We start from the raw sequence: 16,699 nt of genomic DNA on the forward strand, positions 1-16,699 counted from the left end.
CGGCGACCTTAACTTTATGTCGACCCCTCAATAATTGATAAGCAATTGTGGTTTTCCGGCTGCGCCAAACTTGGGTTGCACGCCCAGCATAGCCCCTGCCCGCATAATGATTTCGCGAACAATCGGCGCCGCCGTAAAAGCGGCCTGCCTGCCGCCTTTTTCGCCCGTCAGCGGTGCATCAATGATCGACAACACCACATATTGCGGCTTGTCCATCGGGAAGCTGGCCAGAAATGCGTTGAAATTGATATCCTTCGCGTACCGCCCGTTGATAACCTTGTCGGCGGTTCCCGTCTTGCCGCCAACATTGAAGCCAGCCACCTGCGCCGCTCTTCCCGAACCGTTCTGCCCGTTCCAGTTAAAAAGATAGCGCATATCCGCACTGGTTTTTGCCTGTATCACTTGCCGGGCAACGGTTTGGGTTATTTCAGGCGAGCGGGCAAGAAACGTAGGTAAGATGAGATTGCCGCCATTCATCAGCGCTGCCGCGGCAACAGCGGTTTGCAGCGGCGTGGTCGCCACGCCATGCCCAAAGGAAATCGTGACGGAGTTGATCTTTCGCCAGTTGCGCGGCTGGGTCGGTGTGGCAACGCCGGGCATTTCCGTATCCATTTTTGAAAGCAGGCCCAGCTTTGTCAAAAATGCCTGATGGCCTTCAACACCCACCATATCGGCTACCGCCGCCGTACCGATGTTGGAGGAATATTGAAACACTTCCGGAATGCTCAGCTGTCGATTCTGGCCCCGAAAATCCTTGATCGTGAAACCACCCATGCGAATAGGCTGCGATGCATCAACGATGGAATTGAGGCTGATCTTTCCCGCATCCAACCCCATCGCCAGCGTAAAGCTCTTGAACGTCGAGCCCATTTCAAACGTCGCATTGCTCATGCGGTTGAACCAGCCTTTTTCATATTCCTTGTCGATGCTTCCATCCGGCAAAGTTCGCGATGGCTCATTCGGATCATAATCTGGCACGGATGCCATCGCCAGAATTTCACCGGTCGCCACATCCAAAACGACGGCACCCGCAGCCTCGGCTTTATAATCTCGCATCGCCCGGAATATTGCCTCACGCACAATGTTTTGTACTCTGAGATCAATCGATAGACGCACCGGCTCCAGCGGCGCATCACTTGTCATTCCCGCATCACGAAGGGCCGCAAACCCTTGCTGGTCCAGATACCGCTCCATGCCGGCAAGGCCCTGGTTATCGACATTCACATGCCCCACGACATGGGAAGCCGTTGGTCCGCCGGGATAAAACCGCCGTTTCTCCGGCCGAAATCCAATGCCGGGAATGCCGAGTTCCAGAATGGCCGCTTGCTGGCGTGGCGTGATCTGTCGCTTCAACCATTGAAAGGCCGAGTCGGAGCGCAGTTTTTTGTGGGTATCCGCCCAGTTTAGGCCAGGAATGACAGTATCCAGCTTTTCAACCGCCTCGTCAGCATCGATGACGCGTCGTGGTTCTGCATACAGCGAAACCATGTTCAGATCGGTCGCAAGCACCTCGCCGTTACGGTCCAAAATATCCGGGCGCGAAGCTACGTTTGAGCGATTGCTGCCGATAGTCTGGGTGACTTCTGGATTCTTCAAGCCGTAGTGAGCCAGACGCGCCCCGACAATGCCATACATCCCGACAAAAGCTGCAATCAGTATACCCAGCCGTTGCCGCGATTGGCCTCTGCGACGGCCGGCGGCAGCGATGATCCTGCCATTCGCAGCAAATGCGTTTCTTTGCACGTAAAAGTGGGCGCGGCTTCGCAGCCGCACTGCAAATGACATGATTGTCATTCCGAACGATCCAAAATTCAGGACAGGCGGTCGCGCAAGCGTTCTCGCCGTCAGTTAATCAAAATATGTGCATTAATCTGGCGCGCTCGGAGAATGTCGTGCCGTATATCTAAAGTTGCAAATAATCCGTAAACAAAAGATTAACCCCTTGCCGTCTCCCGTGGTGTTTGCACATGCAAGGTTAATTCCACAGGGCACGGCCGATTAACCAATGATTGCCGGCGATTTGATCGTGGGAAGATCGACGGTCTCGTTCAATTGATCAGCCTCTTTATCTTACGAGTTGACATATGGCAGTTATGGGGGAATCTGAGCGCAAAGCGCTGCAATAACAATCGTCCGGGTTGGCACCCGGAACGCGCGGCAAAACAAAAAGCAGATCAGAAAGAGACCTATAAAATGGGCAAAATGGATTTCATCGGCAAGGCTTCCACCGCTGCTGGCGGCTGGGGCGCACTGAAAAGCGTTGGCAAGCGCCTTTTGGAAACCGGCGCGCCCATAGCTGGTGCGCGAGCGCTTCTGAAGACCAACCAGCCCGATGGTTTCGATTGTCCCGGTTGCGCATGGGGCGACCCGGAGCACGGCTCCTCTTTCGAATTTTGTGAAAACGGCGTGAAAGCCGTTGCATGGGAAGCGACCGAATCTCGCGTCCCGCCGCAGTTCTTCGCCACGCATACGGTGTCTGCTCTGCGGGGCTGGACCGATTACGATCTTGAAAAGCAAGGTCGCCTGACCAACCCGCTACGCTACGACCGCGCAACCGACACATATCTGCCGGTTTCCTGGGATGATGCCTTTGCCGAAATCGGCAAGATTCTGAACAGCCTCGATAGCCCGGACCGCGCTGAATTCTACACATCGGGCCGCGCTTCCAACGAAGCCGCTTTCATCTACCAGTTGATGGTTCGTCTTTATGGCACCAACAACTTCCCCGACTGTTCCAACATGTGCCATGAGGCCAGCGGCGTTGGCCTCAAAGCGTCCGTTGGCGTCGGCAAAGGAACGGTTCTGCTGGAGGATTTCGAAAAGGCAGATGCGATTTTCGTCATCGGCCAGAACCCCGGCACCAACCACCCACGGATGCTGGGCGATCTACGGCGCGCAGCCATTCGCGGCGCGCGGATTGCCGTGCTCAACCCTATCCGTGAGAAGGGGCTGGAGCGTTTCGCAGACCCCCAAGACAAGCTTGAAATGATCACCGGCACCAATACAAAGATTGCCACCAATTATTACCAGCCACGCCAGGGTGGTGATATGGCCGCAGTTCGCGGCATGAGCAAAGCGGTGTTTGCCGCAGATGATGCCGCCCGTGCGCAAGGCCAGCCAGCCATCATCGACTACGACTTCCTTGCCGAACATGCGGTGGAATTCGAAGCCTATCGCGCAGCCGTCGAAGCGACGAGCTGGGAAACCATTCTCGCCCAGTCCGGCCTCACCCGCGATCAGATCGAAGAAGCCGCCAACATCTATATGGCAGCCAATGCGGTCATCGCCACCTGGGCCATGGGCGTGACCCAGCACAAGCATTCGGTCATCACCATTCGTGAAATCACCAATTTCATGCTGCTGCGCGGCAATATCGGTCGCCCCGGTGCGGGCCTTTGCCCGGTGCGTGGTCACTCCAACGTGCAGGGTGATCGCACCGTCGGTATCGATGAGAAGGCGCCACCTGCCCTGCTGGATGCGCTGGAAAAAGAGCTCGGTGTACCGATGCCACGCAATCGCGGCCACAACACCGTGGAAGCCATCAGTGCCATGCTGGATGGCAAGGCTGAAACCTTCATTGCGCTCGGCGGCAACTTCCTGCGCGCAACGCCAGATAGCCCACTGATCATCAAGGCATTCGAAAAGCAGAAGCTGACGGTCAACATCGCCACGAAGCTGAACCACTCGCATCTCGTTCCGGGCCAGACGTCTTTCATTCTGCCGTGCCTTGGCCGCACAGAAATCGACCGTAACTCGCAAGGCAAATCGCAGATCGTGACCGTGGAAGATTCCATGAGCATGGTGCACGGTTCAGGCGGCATCAACGAGCCTGCCTCGCCGGAACTGCGCTCGGAAGTCGCCATCATCGCTGGCATCGCCGCGGCCACGCTGGGCAATGAACGGGTTCAATGGGCCAAGCTGGCGGATGATTATGATCTTATCCGCGATATGATCGAGCGGGTTCTTCCGGGCTTCCAGAATTTCAATGAACGCGTTCGCGTTCCACGCGGTTTCCACCTGCGCAATGCCGCAGCAGAACGCGAATGGAATACGCCAGCCAAGAAAGCGACGTTCTTCACCGGAGCGCTACCGGAAAAGACGGAGCATCAAGAAGCCTTGGCCAAGGAAGGCATCTTCGTGCTGCAAACCTTCCGCAGCCATGATCAATACAACACCACCATCTACGGTATGGATGACCGTTATCGCGGTGTTTATGGCGAACGGCAGGTCATTTTCATGAACCCCAAGGACATGGACGCCCTTGGCGCACACGCCAAGCAGCGCGTGGACGTGATCGGGGAGTTTGGTGATGGCGTGGAGCGCGTGGCGGAGAATTTCCGTCTTGTGCCTTACAATATTCCGCAGGGCAGCGTCGGTGGATATTACCCGGAACTGAACGTCCTCGTTCCGCTTCACAGCTATGGCGACGGCAGCTTTACGCCAACATCCAAATCCGTTCTCGTGTCGGTTCGCCTTCGCACCGAGGCAGAGGCTGCTTGATGGATGACGATCACTCCGCTGCGCACTTCATGGCCGTGGTGGAACAGATCAGCAAAACAGCCCCGGTTGCGATTGACGCGACCGGGGCCGCGCTTGTTGCAGCCATTCACTTGGGGATCGGAGCAGATAGCCGCAGTCTTTCCAACACGCTCGGCATTGCGCACGCGCTTGTTTTGCGGGAAATAACTGCTTTGTCCGGTCGCTTTATCACCGTCGTCAAACGCGATGCACGAACCCAACGGACATGGGTAGAACTGACCGAGGAAGCCACAAACCTCGCGCTGTCTGCGTCGAGGCCTGGTTGAAACGCTCCCTCTCCGCATCATAATCCCAGACGGAAATTCCCATGGCCATTCGCCCCATCGTTCCTTATCCGCACGCAGCGCTCGCAACACACTGCGAACCGGTGACGGATTTCGGCCCTGCACTTGCGGAACTTGTGCAGGATTTGCTGGAAACGATGCGCGCCGCACCCGGTGTTGGCATCACCGCCGCCCATATCGGCGTTTTGCAACGCGTTTTCGTGCTGGAACTCAAGCCCGGCGAGGTACGCACCTACGTCAATCCGGAAATTCTGGACGCATCCAGCGAAACCATGAAGCATATGGAGGGTAGCGTCTCCATGCCCGGTTTCACCGAGGAGGTGGAACGCCCTTCGAAAGTCGAAGTTCGTTTTCAGGACGTCTCCGGCCAGTGGCACGACGAGCAAACCGAAGGATTCCACGCCATCTGCATCCAGCATGAAATCGATCAGTTGAACGGCATGTTCTGGTTAAAACGCCTGTCCAAACTCAAGCGCGATCGCCTCATCCGCAAATGGGAAAAGTCGCACCGCTAATCACTGCAAGGAGACATGAAACTCCGCATCGCCGCGTAGCGTATTGCTGACAGTGCAAATCTCCTCGGCCTGATGCGCGATGGCATTCTTCGTTTCCTCATCGAAATCGCCGCTGACTGTCAGGCGCATATCAAACCGCGTGATCCGCGAAGGCTCGCCATCGGATTTCTCACCGGTGACACGCGCTTCCACGCTCTCGAAACGATCAAGCACGCCCATGCGACTGGCGGCTATGCGCGCACTCAGCGCCAGACATGCGGCCAGTGATGAATAGAGCAGATCAAGCGGATTAAAGCCCGGATCTGATGCTCCCGTGACGACCGACAGCGCGCCGCCGGTTGGTGTTTCAAGCTGCGGATGGCCATTGCGCCCGAGCGTCGCCGTCGCACCTGTTTCACGCTTTTTTACTCTTATCTCGCTCACGAGAAGCTCCCTCAATGACAATTTTACAAAATTCCATTTTGCACAATGGAACCAAAATACGGGCTTGCGCTTTTACTCACGCAACGGTGATCGGCCGTTACGACATTAGATAATATAGGAGCTGGGACATATGGTTACTGGAACACTCGTTGGCATTCTGATTACATTTCTGGTCATCGTGCTTATTCTTTGGCTCATCGCGCGTCTGCCTGTCAGTGGTAGCGTTAAGCAGATCGCACAGGTCATCGTCATCATCATCGGTATTATTTCGCTGCTCAAATATCTCGCAGTGTTTTAAGCCAATCAATCTGGTTTGATCCATGCTCGACCTGAGACAATAAAGCGTCTCAGGTCGAGTTTTTATTGCGCGGTCGTTACGCCGGGAAATACCGAACGTAAGCAAACTTGTCACCTTCAGGTGACCAGTTGGGCGAATTCATCGTGCCCTGCCCGCCAAACAGCTCAAACAGCGTTTCCACATTGCTGCCGTCCAGGTCCATCAATCGCACGCGCACATGCAGATCACGCGGATGGTCGAAAACATCGGCGTCGTAAGATATGAAGACGATCTTATCACCCTTCGGTGACGGGTGCGGAAACCAGTCGCCGTACTCGCTATCTGTAACGCGCTCAACCGCTGAACCATCCGTGCGGACACGCCAGATTTGCATCGCGCCGGTGCGGCTGGAATTGAAATAAATCCATTGCCCATCGACTGAATAATCCGGTCCGTCATTGCGCCCTTCGCCATGCGTCAGACGCGTTTCGATGCCGGTGGCGATGTCCATGGAATAGATATCAAAAACCTGATCGCGAATGCCGCAATAGGCAAAGCTTTTCCCATCCGGAGCCCATCCATGCCAGTATGATGGAAGGTTCGGTGTCATCAGTTTGGGTGTGCCACCAGACGAGGGCAGCAGATAAATAGCGCTCTTATCGAACTCAACCTTGTCCGAGATGGCGATCATCGAACCATCCGGCGAAATGCCATGATCATTGTTGCACTGAGTCGCAAAGCCGGTATCGACGCGCTCCAGCACCCCGTCAGCACTCAGCGACAGACGGTAGAGCAACCCCTCGCTATTCAGCAGAAGATATTGCCCATCCGGCGACCAATTGGGCGCTTCGAACAGCTCCGGCGTCTGCCATATCACGCGGTTTTCGCGGGTGCGAATGTTGAAGATTTCGACCGAACTGCGCATGCCTTCCCCCACTCATTTGTCTGCGTGGTGTGAGACATAGGATGCTGTGAGGAATGCCGCAAGCGTGACTATGTCCTGCGGCGCTTCTCTTATCGGCGTGTCGGCGTCAAGCTCTAGTCGAATTTATTCACGGACTGCGCGAGGTATCTTGTCGCTCGCGGTTGGCACGTATGGCTATCAGGCTAGGTACCTTAGCGTATCAAAAAGCGCGGTCTTGACTGTTTGAGCCAACGCTTGAGTGTCTTTTTCGCCGTGAAGCCTAAGCACCGGGGCGGATTGTGCATTGAGCCAAAGATTATGTTGCTCCAGATTGCGCCCACTGAACGAAGGAGAATCATAGTGAGACGCCCAATCCCTGAATGCCAGATGTCCCTCATACATGTCCCCGCTCGGTAGGATACGATCGCCATACCGCAACGCCTCTCTCCTGTCGAGGCGCTGTAACCGTATAGCGGTAGGCGTGTATAGGAACACAATAAGATCAACATTTTCTATCAGGGTATCGCCCCAACCGACAAAGGAACCTGACAGCACCCAGCCCTCGTTTTTGGCTTGCTGGTCTTTGATCAGCCGAACCCGATCTTCCGGCGGGCGTTTGATTGTGAACGGAGGATCGGTCGGCATCCAGTAGAAGTCGTCTACATCCAGCAGCGGAACTGCGAATTGTTTGGACAGCATAGCGCCAAGTGTCGAAACGCCCGAGCAAGATGCTCCGATCAAGTATATCCTCGGCATGTCGTCCTCATTATTAAAAGACGGCATATATACTGCTCTGCGTTAGGCTCTGCAACGTTCGATTGTGGCGCATCTAGCCGAAAGAGCATCTTCCCTTCGCCCTACAATAAGTGTGGCAACAGGATCGATGTCGGGCAGGTCATCTGAACGCGGTAACAAGCGGCGCGGGCACACCCCGCGCCGTCCCTAAGTTTACCTGTCCCTGAAACGATTGGTAATCGGATAACGACGGTCACGCCCGAAGTTCTTTTGGGTGATCTTGACGCCCGGCGCAGACTGGCGGCGCTTATATTCCGCCAGATAAAGCAGATGCTCAATGCGATGCACCGTCGCCACATCATGACCACGCGCCACGATTTCTTCGACCGACATTTCAAATTCGACAAGGCACTCCAGAATATCGTCGAGAACGGGATAAGGCGGCAGCGAATCCTGGTCCGTCTGGTTGGGACGCAGTTCCGCAGATGGTGCCTTGGAAATGATATTGGCCGGAATGACTTCGCCTGACGGCCCGAGCGCCGTTGGCGGCACATGTTCGTTGCGCCATTTGGAAATGCCATAGACCTGCATCTTGTACAGGTCTTTGATCGGGTTGAAGCCGCCGTTCATGTCGCCATAAAGCGTCGCATACCCCACCGACATTTCAGACTTGTTGCCTGTGGTAACCACCATGGAGCCGAACTTGTTGGAGACAGCCATAAGAATGGTGCCACGCGTACGGCTTTGCAGGTTTTCTTCCGTGATGCCCTCTTCCGTCCCCTCAAAGAGTTCGGAGAGCGCCGACAGAAAACCATCGACTGGCTCTGCAATCGGCACGATATCGTAACGGCAACCCAGCGCCTTGGCACAGTCTGCCGCATCCTTAAACGAGTCTTCCGATGTGTAGCGATAGGGCAGCATGATGCAGCGCACCCGCTCCTCGCCCAGCGCATCCACCGCAATCGCCGCGCAGATCGCCGAGTCGATACCGCCGGAAAGGCCAAGCACCACGCTCTTGAAGCCGTTCTTGTTCACATAATCGCGGAACCCCAACATGCAGGCGCGGTAATCCGCCTCCTCGCCTTCCGGGATTTGCGAGAATGGGCCTTGGCTGCAATGCCAGCCATGTTCGGTGCGCTTCCAGTCCGTCACGGCAAGCGTGGTTTCAAACTGGCTCATCTGGAAAGCGAGTGTCTTGTCCGCATTGAAAGCAAAGCTCGCGCCATCGAACACGAGCTCGTCTTGCCCGCCAACCTGGTTGGCAAACACCAGCGGCAGGCCGCTTTCAATGACCTGTCGCAACGCCACCTGATAACGCACATCCACCTTGCCGCGATAATAGGGTGAACCATTCGGCACGAGCAGAATTTCTGCGCCGCTTTCGGCCAGCGTTTCGCAAACGCCAAGATCGTTCCAGATTTCCTCGCAGATCGGAATACCGATGCGCACGCCCCTGAAGTTATAGGGGCCGGAAATCGAGCCTTCGGCGAAGACGCGCTTTTCATCAAACTCGCCGTAATTAGGCAAATCCACCTTGTCGCGAAGCGCAACAATCTTGCCGCCATCCAGCAGCGCTACGGAGTTATGTCGGCCCGCCTCCCCCTGACGGGGAAAGCCGATGATCACACCCGGTCCGCCGTCGGCGGTTTCCGCAGCCAGTTCTTCCACCGCTTTCAGGCAGGCTGCCAGAAAAGCTGGTTTCAGAACAAGATCTTCCGGCGGATAACCGGAGATAAAAAGCTCTGTCAAAAGCAGCAGATCGGCGCCCTGCGTTGCAGCGTCGGCACGCGCCTCGCGGGCTTTGGCAAGGTTGCCAGCAACATCGCCGACAGTGGGGTTAAACTGCCCAACGGCAATTCTCAGAGTATTGGGAATGGTCTGTGCGTCGCTCATAACACTCATTTACAGCGCCTGCACGCGGCGCGCAACGGACGCCTTCAAACTGTTCTGAAAAACAGTGCCGTCGAAAAGACGATGCCGCTCACGCAATGGTTATCTGCTTCATTTGTGAGTTTTGCATAGTTCATATCGCATTCACGCGGCTTATGTGACAGGTACATGACACTTCCATGACGCCCGATTCACGGGGCGCGTCAAAAAATGCCGGAGCAAACCATTGACGAACTTGGTGCCCAAAACAACGGTTGCCGAAAGGATGAAACTCGTCCTTTCAAAGCCCTTGAAACGGAACCCCACCAGACTTGCGGGCGATGTGCATCCGCTGGTCAATCTTACGCTGGCAGCGATTCTGCTTATCGTCTGCATGGAGTGGATTGCGCGCGGATCTTTGAACGATGTTGGTGCTTTTCTGACATCCCCGGCCCGCCCCGGCTTCACGACAATCGGCGTTGTATTGCTTGCGCTCATGGTGCTGGACGCTCTTTTCGGCAGGCATTATCAATCATTGCTCATCGCCACGCCGTTGCTTCTGGTGCCAGCATTCATTTCAAGCCAGAAACAGCTTTATCTTTCCGACCCGCTTTATCCATCCGACCTGCTTTTCGGTCGCCAGATTTTGCAGCTCTTGCCCGCAATGCTGAAGGCGCAAGCGCTGACGGCCATCTTCCTTGCAGCAGGTCTTGTGGTGACCATTGCAATCGCCGTCCTGTTGTGGCGCTTCTTTCGAAACCATACGCCGGCAATGGCGCTGAAATCCCGTCTCTGGCGTTTGGTGTTTGCGGTTCCTCTTCTCACAGGGCTTGGCTCCCTCATGGAGTATTCGCAGCATTCCTGGATGCGGGATCGGCTGAACATCATTCCCATGATGTGGGATCAGAAGGAAAATTACCGCCACAACGGTTTCCTCATGGCTTTAGCCTTCAACATTCCCATGGCGCATGTGGCAGCACCGGCCGGTTATAACGAAAACACCATCGCAGATATCGCATCGGATGGCTCCGCATTTGCCGTCAACCACAGCAAGCGGCCCGATGTCATTATGATCATGAGCGAATCACTCTGGGATCCTAACCGGCTTCAAAACATCTCCCTGTCCAGAGACCCGATGCCGACGATCCGCAGCAGGCAATCCGGCCACGTCTTCTCGCCAGAGTTTGGCGGCATGACCGCCAATGTGGAGTTTGAGGCGCTGACGGGCTTTTCCAACGCCTTCCTGCCCTATGGGAGCATTCCCTACCAGCAATATGTGCGCGGCCCGGTTCCGTCACTGGCCACATTCTTCCGTGGCGAGGGCTATTCGGCCATTGCCATGCACCCGTTTCAGGAATGGTTCTGGAACCGCCACGAGGTTTATAAGTCCTTTGGCTTCGAGGAATTTCGCTCGGAAGAAACCCTTCCCGCAATGGAAAAACGCGGCATGTTCGCCTCCGATGAAGCCCTGACCTCGGAAATCATGCAAACCGTGGATGCGGCTGAAAAACCGCTTTTCCTCTTCACCGTCACCCTTCAGGGACACGGCCCTTACGAGCCGAACCGTTACGCGCAAAACACCGTGTCAGTCAGCGGCCCCCTGTCAGAAACCGCAACCGAGGCTTTGTCCACCTATGCGCAGGGTGTTTCAGAAGCCGATGACAGTTTTGCACGGCTGATCGACTGGGCAAAAAACCGGGAGCGCGAAACGGTTATCGTGCTGTTTGGCGATCATCTGCCACCGCTTGGTCAGGCCTATGTCGAAAGCGGTTATATGCCGGGCATGGTTGCCACACGTCGCGCGCCGCTGGAAACCATGAAGAAAGAACACGAAACACCTCTCGTGGTCTGGTCTTCCAAAACCGGATTGCACAACAGGATCGGGACGATCAGTCCTGCTCTGCTGCCTTATCATGTGTTGAAAACGGCGGGGTTTGACGATCCGTTTTACACTGGCATACTCGGCGCCGTGCAAAGTTCATATTCGGTCATCGACCGGCACATGCTGGTGGAAAAGGACGGCTCCTCCGTGCCGGACTGGACAACAGCGCCCACGGCCATTCCCAGTGCCATCAACGCATACCGCCAGCTGCAATTCGACATGATGTTTGGCAATCAATTCAGCAGGCAGCGGTTCTTTCCCGGTTTTACCTGGGTCAACGGCGTCCCGCCATCCGTTTGAACGATATGAAAAGGCTGCCGAATTGATTTGAATTCGGCAGCCTCGCACGCTTATCTCGACAGCAAAGATCGAAACGGCCCATAACGTCGTTGCGATTCCCCAGCTGGAGAGAAGAAATGTCTGCTGTCCCCGATTATATCGTCTCGCATTTCAAACGCTCATCAAAAGATATCGGAGATGTGGAGCGGCGTATTCTTGACATCGCCCATCAGCGAAAACTCATTTCCACAAATACCAATGACGCATTTTCAAAAGATGCGACATTCGGAGAACGACTGGCAGATGGCATAGCCCGCGTCGGCGGTTCCTGGGGCTTCATTATCAGCTTTATGGTTTTTCTGGCCATTTGGGCGGTCATCAACACCGTGGTCATGGCAACGAATGCTTTTGACCCGTATCCCTTCGTATTCCTCAATCTCATTCTTTCCATGTTGGCCGCCATTCAGGCACCCATCATCATGATGTCGCAGAACAGGCAAACCACGCGAGATCGCTTCGACGCCGAGAAAGATTATGAGGTCAATCTGAAGTCCGAACTTGAGGTGCTGTCACTGCACGAAAAGATCGACGTGAAGGTGCTGGCAGAGCTTGCGGCGTTGCGAGAGGAAATCGCCAAGCTTCATACGAGACACGAATAGGGTCAGTCGGAAAAATAACGACACATCACATAGTCTTTTTGCGCCTTTTTCTGCGCTGGTTACGAATCCGTCAGATTCTTCCGCTACAGATTGACGCGGGCATTTGTTGCATTGCACTCTGGGTGCAGCGACACGGGAATCACTTCCGTATCAGAATGGCATCACGCTTTTCCGAGCAGCGACGCCTCCGCGCTGGACTGCGCGTGCCCAGTAATCGAAATTCTGTTCCGAGGCTTTTTTCATGAACGAATATGATCTTGTTGTAGTCGGTAGCGGTCCCGCTGGCAGACGTGCTGCCATCCAAGCTGCCAAGCTGGATAAAAAAGTTCTGGTCATCGAGAAGGGCAGTCGCGTCGGCGGCGTTTCGGTTCACACCGGCACCATCCCTTCCAAGACGATGCGCGAAACCGCACTCAACCTGTCCGGCTGGCGCGAGCGTGGTTTTTACGGCCGCTCCTACCGCGTCAAACAGGAAATCAGCGCAGAAGATCTACGCCGCCGTTTGCTGATTACGCTGGATCACGAAGTTGAAGTGCTGGAACACCAGTTTGCCCGCAACCGCGTGTCCCACATTCGCGGCAAGGCAACCTTCGTTACCACAGACACAATGGAAGTGACCAAGGATGATGGCGAGGTCATTCTCGTCAAGGGCACGAGCATTTTGCTCGCTGTCGGCACCCGCCCCTTCCGTCCGGATTACATGCCGTTCGACGGTAAAACCGTGGTCGATAGCGATGAGTTGCTGCAACTCGAACGGCTGCCGCGCTCCATGGTCGTCATCGGCGCAGGCGTTATCGGCATCGAATATGCAACGATCTTCAGCGCGCTGGATACGGCTGTTACCGTCATCGATCCGAAGCCAACAATGCTCGATTTCATCGACAAGGAAATCGTCGAGGACTTCACCTACCAGTTGCGCGACCGCAATATGAAGCTTCTGCTTGGTCAGAAGGCCGACAAGGTCGAGCATCTCGAGGGCGGAAAAGTGTCCGTCACTCTGGATAGTGGACGAAAGATCACGACCGAGATGGTGTTGTTCGCCGCTGGCCGCATCGGCGCAACCGATACGCTGAACCTTGGCGCAGCCGGTCTCGAGGCAGACAATCGCGGACGCCTTTCCGTCAATCCGGAAACCTTCGAAACCTCCGTTCCGGGCATCTATGCGGCAGGCGATGTGGTGGGTTTCCCAAGCCTTGCCTCCACGTCCATGGAACAGGGCCGCATCGCGGCGCGTGTCGCCGTCGGCGCAATTGCCATGGAACCGCAGAAATACTTCCCTTACGGCATTTACGCCGTACCGGAAATTTCCACCTGCGGCCTCACCGAAGAAGAGTTGAAGGAGCGCGGCATTCCTTACGAATGCGGCATTGCGCGGTTCAGAGAAACCTCTCGCGGCCACATTATGGGTCTGGATAGCGGTCTTCTGAAACTCGTATTCTCGCTCAAAACCCGCCGCCTGCTCGGCGTCCACATCGTTGGCGAAGGTGCCACGGAACTTGTCCACATCGGACAGGCCGTTCTGAACCTCAAGGGCACCGTCGAATATTTCGTTGAAAATACTTTCAACTATCCGACGCTGGCCGAAGCCTACAAAATTGCCGGTCTGGATGCGTCGAACCGCATGGGCGACATCAAGAACGATCAGGCCTAAGACCTTCTTTCAGCGCCCCTACCAACGAATATTGTAGCGGGCGCTGACAGCCGGGCGAAACCGGTCTTCGTAACCCCGATTGAAACTGCCTGTCACGGTGAGATGATCGCCAAGCCTCTGTTCCAGAGCCACGCTGGACGTAAACTCATCAAACGTATCCTTGCTGGCTCCCGTCAGCACAAAGGCCGTGCCGGTCGCAGAGCGCGTCAGCCGCAGTGATTGCGACACGTCCAGCCCGCTCCATTGCTGTGCAGTGCCGTCATAACGAACAGTCACGTTGCGGTTCGCCTCCACATCCAGCTCCGCTGTCGCGATCTGTTTTTGTGTCGTCGTTACCGTCCATGCGCTGGAACCGGTCAGTGCGTTCATCAAGACGCCAACATCGCGCGCGACTTTCGCACCCGGCACATCGCGTGACAGCAACGTCACATTGCCCCAGAATTTGACCGGCGTATCCACCAGGGCGCCGCTTTGAGACGCATTCATGCCCATCTCCAGACCAGCACGAACCGGCGTTTCGATGGGCAATTTCGCCCCTATACGAGCAGAATAGGAACGATCTGAGTTTTTCGCCGGAGACCAGATCAAGCCTCGCTCCTGCGCATTTGCGATATTGACCGACGCAAAGACAAACGTAGCGACCGCGATAGCGGCGACGTGCTGTGTGTTCAAAAACATGCCTGCTCCTCAAGCGTTCAAGAAAGCACACATCCCTTGAGAGGTGAGATGACGTGCTTTGTCTTGGCCTTTGGCGGTTATCTTGGGTTAACCGCCCTGAGTTCTAAGCTCGGAGAAAACGACCAAACGCTTTCCGCCGGATGCTTGCATACCAACCAAACCCGCGCGATGCAGGGTTTGGCAATGATCATCTGGCGCAACGACGGTTCGCGGCGACGCCAAATGGAGAGTTGAAACTGAGGGCTAAAAAGCCGGGCCGCGCATGTCGCACGACGGAGTTGCCAGAAACGGGCGCACTGAAGCGCACGGCAAATCACTCACCATAGGGTGCCAGATGAACCGAATATGAACAAGAGCAGATGCAGCAAAAAGTCATCGTGCGCTGCATTGTGATCGGAACGTTACGGTTCCCAGAGGAAGGCTCCCCTCGGTATACCATTCACGCAACTGATCCTTCGGTCAAAACCCCGAAAAGCAAAAAGGCCGCAGCTTGCGCCACGGCCTTTCGAAATGTCTTGAACGGCAAAGATTACTCGGCGTCGCCTTCAGCGGCCTTCTTCTTTGCAGGAGCCTTCTTCTTTGGAGCGGCTTCTTCGCCTTCCGCAGCGTCGGCCTTTGCAGCAGACTTCTTCTTGGAAGTCTTCTTGTCGGCCTTGTCGCCCTCTTCGGCGTCTTCAGCCAGCAGCTCTTCCTTGGAAACGGTCTTGTCCGTTACCGAGATTTCTGTGAGCAGCTTGTCGATGACCTTTTCTTCGAAGATCGGAGCGCGAAGCGATGCAGAAGCGCCTGGCGTGTTGCGGAAGAAATCGAGGATTTCTTTCTGCTGGCCTGGGAACTGCTGAAGCTGCTGGAAGAGTGCGCGCTGCATTTCTTCTTCGGTCACTTCAACGCCAGCCTTCTCACCGATTTCGGAAAGAACGAGGCCGAGACGAACGCGACGTTCGGCAAGCTTGCGATATTCTTCGCGGGCTTCTTCTTCTGTCGTGTCCTCGTCAGCAAAGGTCTTGCCGGACTGCTCGAGATCAGTGTTGATCTGGCGCCAGATGTTGTCGAACTCGGCGTCAACCAGACCGACCGGCGTTTCAAACTTGTAAACTTCGTCGAGCTGGTCGAGAATCTGACGCTTGACCTTCTGGCGTGTGATGTTGCCGTACTGGCTTTCGATCTGGCCGCGAACGATTTCCTTCAGCTTTTCAGCGGACTCGAGGCCCAGCTTGGAAGCAAGTTCGTCGTTGATTTCGACCTCAGCAGCTGCGGCAACTTCCTTGACGGTGATGTCGAAGATAGCTTCCTTGCCAGCAAGGTTTGCAGCAGGATATTCAGTCGGGAACGTAACCGTGATGGCCTTTTCGTCGCCAGCCTTGACGCCAACGAGCTGGTCTTCAAAGCCAGGAATGAAGCGGTTGGAACCGATAACCAGTTCTGCATCTTCTGCCGCACCGCCGTCGAAGGCAACGCCGTCAACTTTGCCGAGGTAGTTCATGGTGACGCGGTCGCCTTCAGCGGCCTTGCCCTTTTTGGTTTCGTAGGTACGGGCGCTTTCAGCGATCTTGAGGATCTGTTCGTTGATTTCCTCTTCGGTGACTTCAACGACTTCGCGCGTAACCTTGATGCCTTCGTTGGACTTCAGCTCGATCGCAGGAATGATTTCGTAAGCGAGCGTGAATTCCAGATCGCTTTCAGCAGCGAGGATCTTTTCTGCTTCTGCTTCATCTTCCGTCATGGAGATAGCAGGCTGCGTTGCAGACTTCTCACCACGGCTGGACAGAACTTCCGATGGCTTTTCACGAACGAGTTCGTTCACGAGGTCAGCCATGATGGACTTGCCATACACCTTCTTGAGATGTGCAAGCGGCACTTTGCCCGGACGGAAGCCGTTGATGCGGACCTTGTCCTTGGCGTCGGCGAGGCGCTCGTCGAGACGAACTTTCAAATCTGCGGCCGGAATGACGACCTTGAGTTCGCGCTTCAGCCCTTCAACGAGCGTTTCGATTACCTGCATTT

General features: G+C 55.5%; 14 protein-coding genes. 7 read left to right on the top strand and 7 right to left on the bottom strand.

From position 1 onward, the window contains the following. Positions 1-27 precede the first annotated feature (27 nt). On the bottom strand, positions 28-1,794 hold the full coding sequence (locus RMR16_RS05920) for a peptidoglycan D,D-transpeptidase FtsI family protein (RefSeq protein ID WP_320199913.1): 1,767 nt from the start codon (positions 1,792-1,794) through the stop codon (positions 28-30). Between the two features lie 399 nt (positions 1,795-2,193). Here RMR16_RS05920 and RMR16_RS05925 point away from each other — a divergent pair, with 399 nt between their 5' ends. The 3 genes from RMR16_RS05925 to RMR16_RS05935 are packed head-to-tail and all read left to right on the top strand — an operon-like array spanning position 2,194 to position 5,338. Beyond that, positions 2,194-4,500: an FdhF/YdeP family oxidoreductase gene (locus tag RMR16_RS05925; RefSeq protein WP_320199912.1), complete on the top strand. Its 2,307-nt coding sequence runs from the start codon at positions 2,194-2,196 to the stop codon at positions 4,498-4,500. Then, positions 4,500-4,805, top strand: coding sequence for a hypothetical protein (locus RMR16_RS05930; RefSeq protein WP_320199911.1), 306 nt, complete (start codon positions 4,500-4,502; stop codon positions 4,803-4,805). Before RMR16_RS05925 ends, RMR16_RS05930 begins: the two co-directional genes overlap by 1 nt. Before the next feature lie 41 nt (positions 4,806-4,846). Then, positions 4,847-5,338 carry a peptide deformylase gene (locus RMR16_RS05935; RefSeq protein WP_320199910.1) on the top strand — a complete coding sequence of 164 codons (492 nt, stop codon included), beginning with the start codon at positions 4,847-4,849 and terminating at the stop codon, positions 5,336-5,338. On the opposite strand, the gene RMR16_RS05940 is transcribed toward RMR16_RS05935, so the two are convergent. Further along, the gene (locus tag RMR16_RS05940; RefSeq protein ID WP_320199909.1) at positions 5,339-5,761 is read right to left on the bottom strand and encodes an OsmC family protein; all 423 of its coding nucleotides are present in this window, start codon (positions 5,759-5,761) and stop codon (positions 5,339-5,341) included. A gap of 130 nt (positions 5,762-5,891) precedes the next feature. Between RMR16_RS05940 and RMR16_RS05945 the strand changes: the two genes are divergently transcribed. Continuing rightward, positions 5,892-6,059: a Thivi_2564 family membrane protein gene (locus RMR16_RS05945; protein WP_320199908.1), complete on the top strand. Its 168-nt coding sequence runs from the start codon at positions 5,892-5,894 to the stop codon at positions 6,057-6,059. Between the two features lie 76 nt (positions 6,060-6,135). On the opposite strand, the gene RMR16_RS05950 is transcribed toward RMR16_RS05945, so the two are convergent. From RMR16_RS05950 to RMR16_RS05960, 3 genes are all read right to left on the bottom strand, one after another. Continuing rightward, complete coding sequence (locus RMR16_RS05950) at positions 6,136-6,963, bottom strand: TolB family protein (protein ID WP_320199907.1); 828 nt, start codon at positions 6,961-6,963, stop codon at positions 6,136-6,138. Positions 6,964-7,140: 177 nt separating this feature from the next. Continuing rightward, complete coding sequence (locus RMR16_RS05955; protein ID WP_432354451.1) at positions 7,141-7,641, bottom strand: adenylate kinase; 501 nt, start codon at positions 7,639-7,641, stop codon at positions 7,141-7,143. Positions 7,642-7,890: 249 nt separating this feature from the next. Further along, on the bottom strand, positions 7,891-9,570 hold the full coding sequence (locus RMR16_RS05960; protein WP_320200107.1) for an NAD+ synthase: 1,680 nt from the start codon (positions 9,568-9,570) through the stop codon (positions 7,891-7,893). Between the two features lie 262 nt (positions 9,571-9,832). Here RMR16_RS05960 and RMR16_RS05965 point away from each other — a divergent pair, with 262 nt between their 5' ends. The 3 genes from RMR16_RS05965 (at position 9,833) to sthA (ending at position 14,017) form a co-directional block, all read left to right on the top strand. Further along, positions 9,833-11,728, top strand: a complete 1,896-nt coding sequence (locus RMR16_RS05965) for an LTA synthase family protein (RefSeq protein ID WP_320200106.1) — start codon at positions 9,833-9,835, stop codon at positions 11,726-11,728. A gap of 116 nt (positions 11,729-11,844) precedes the next feature. Beyond that, the gene (locus RMR16_RS05970) at positions 11,845-12,366 is read left to right on the top strand and encodes a DUF1003 domain-containing protein (RefSeq protein ID WP_320199906.1); all 522 of its coding nucleotides are present in this window, start codon (positions 11,845-11,847) and stop codon (positions 12,364-12,366) included. A 241-nt stretch (positions 12,367-12,607) separates the two neighbouring features. Continuing rightward, positions 12,608-14,017 (top strand): Si-specific NAD(P)(+) transhydrogenase, encoded by a 1,410-nt coding sequence (gene sthA / locus RMR16_RS05975; RefSeq protein ID WP_320199905.1) that lies wholly within the window; start codon positions 12,608-12,610, stop codon positions 14,015-14,017. An 18-nt stretch (positions 14,018-14,035) separates the two neighbouring features. On the opposite strand, the gene RMR16_RS05980 is transcribed toward sthA, so the two are convergent. Together RMR16_RS05980 and tig are read right to left on the bottom strand one after the other, a co-directional pair. Further along, on the bottom strand, positions 14,036-14,695 hold the full coding sequence (locus tag RMR16_RS05980; RefSeq protein ID WP_320199904.1) for a hypothetical protein: 660 nt from the start codon (positions 14,693-14,695) through the stop codon (positions 14,036-14,038). Between the two features lie 529 nt (positions 14,696-15,224). Next, complete coding sequence (gene tig / locus RMR16_RS05985) at positions 15,225-16,697, bottom strand: trigger factor (RefSeq protein WP_320200105.1); 1,473 nt, start codon at positions 16,695-16,697, stop codon at positions 15,225-15,227. Between the last annotated feature and the right edge of the window lie 2 nt (positions 16,698-16,699).

The organism is Agrobacterium sp. rho-13.3 (genome assembly GCF_033957765.2).
Taxonomy (GTDB): Bacteria; Pseudomonadota; Alphaproteobacteria; order Rhizobiales; family Rhizobiaceae; genus Agrobacterium.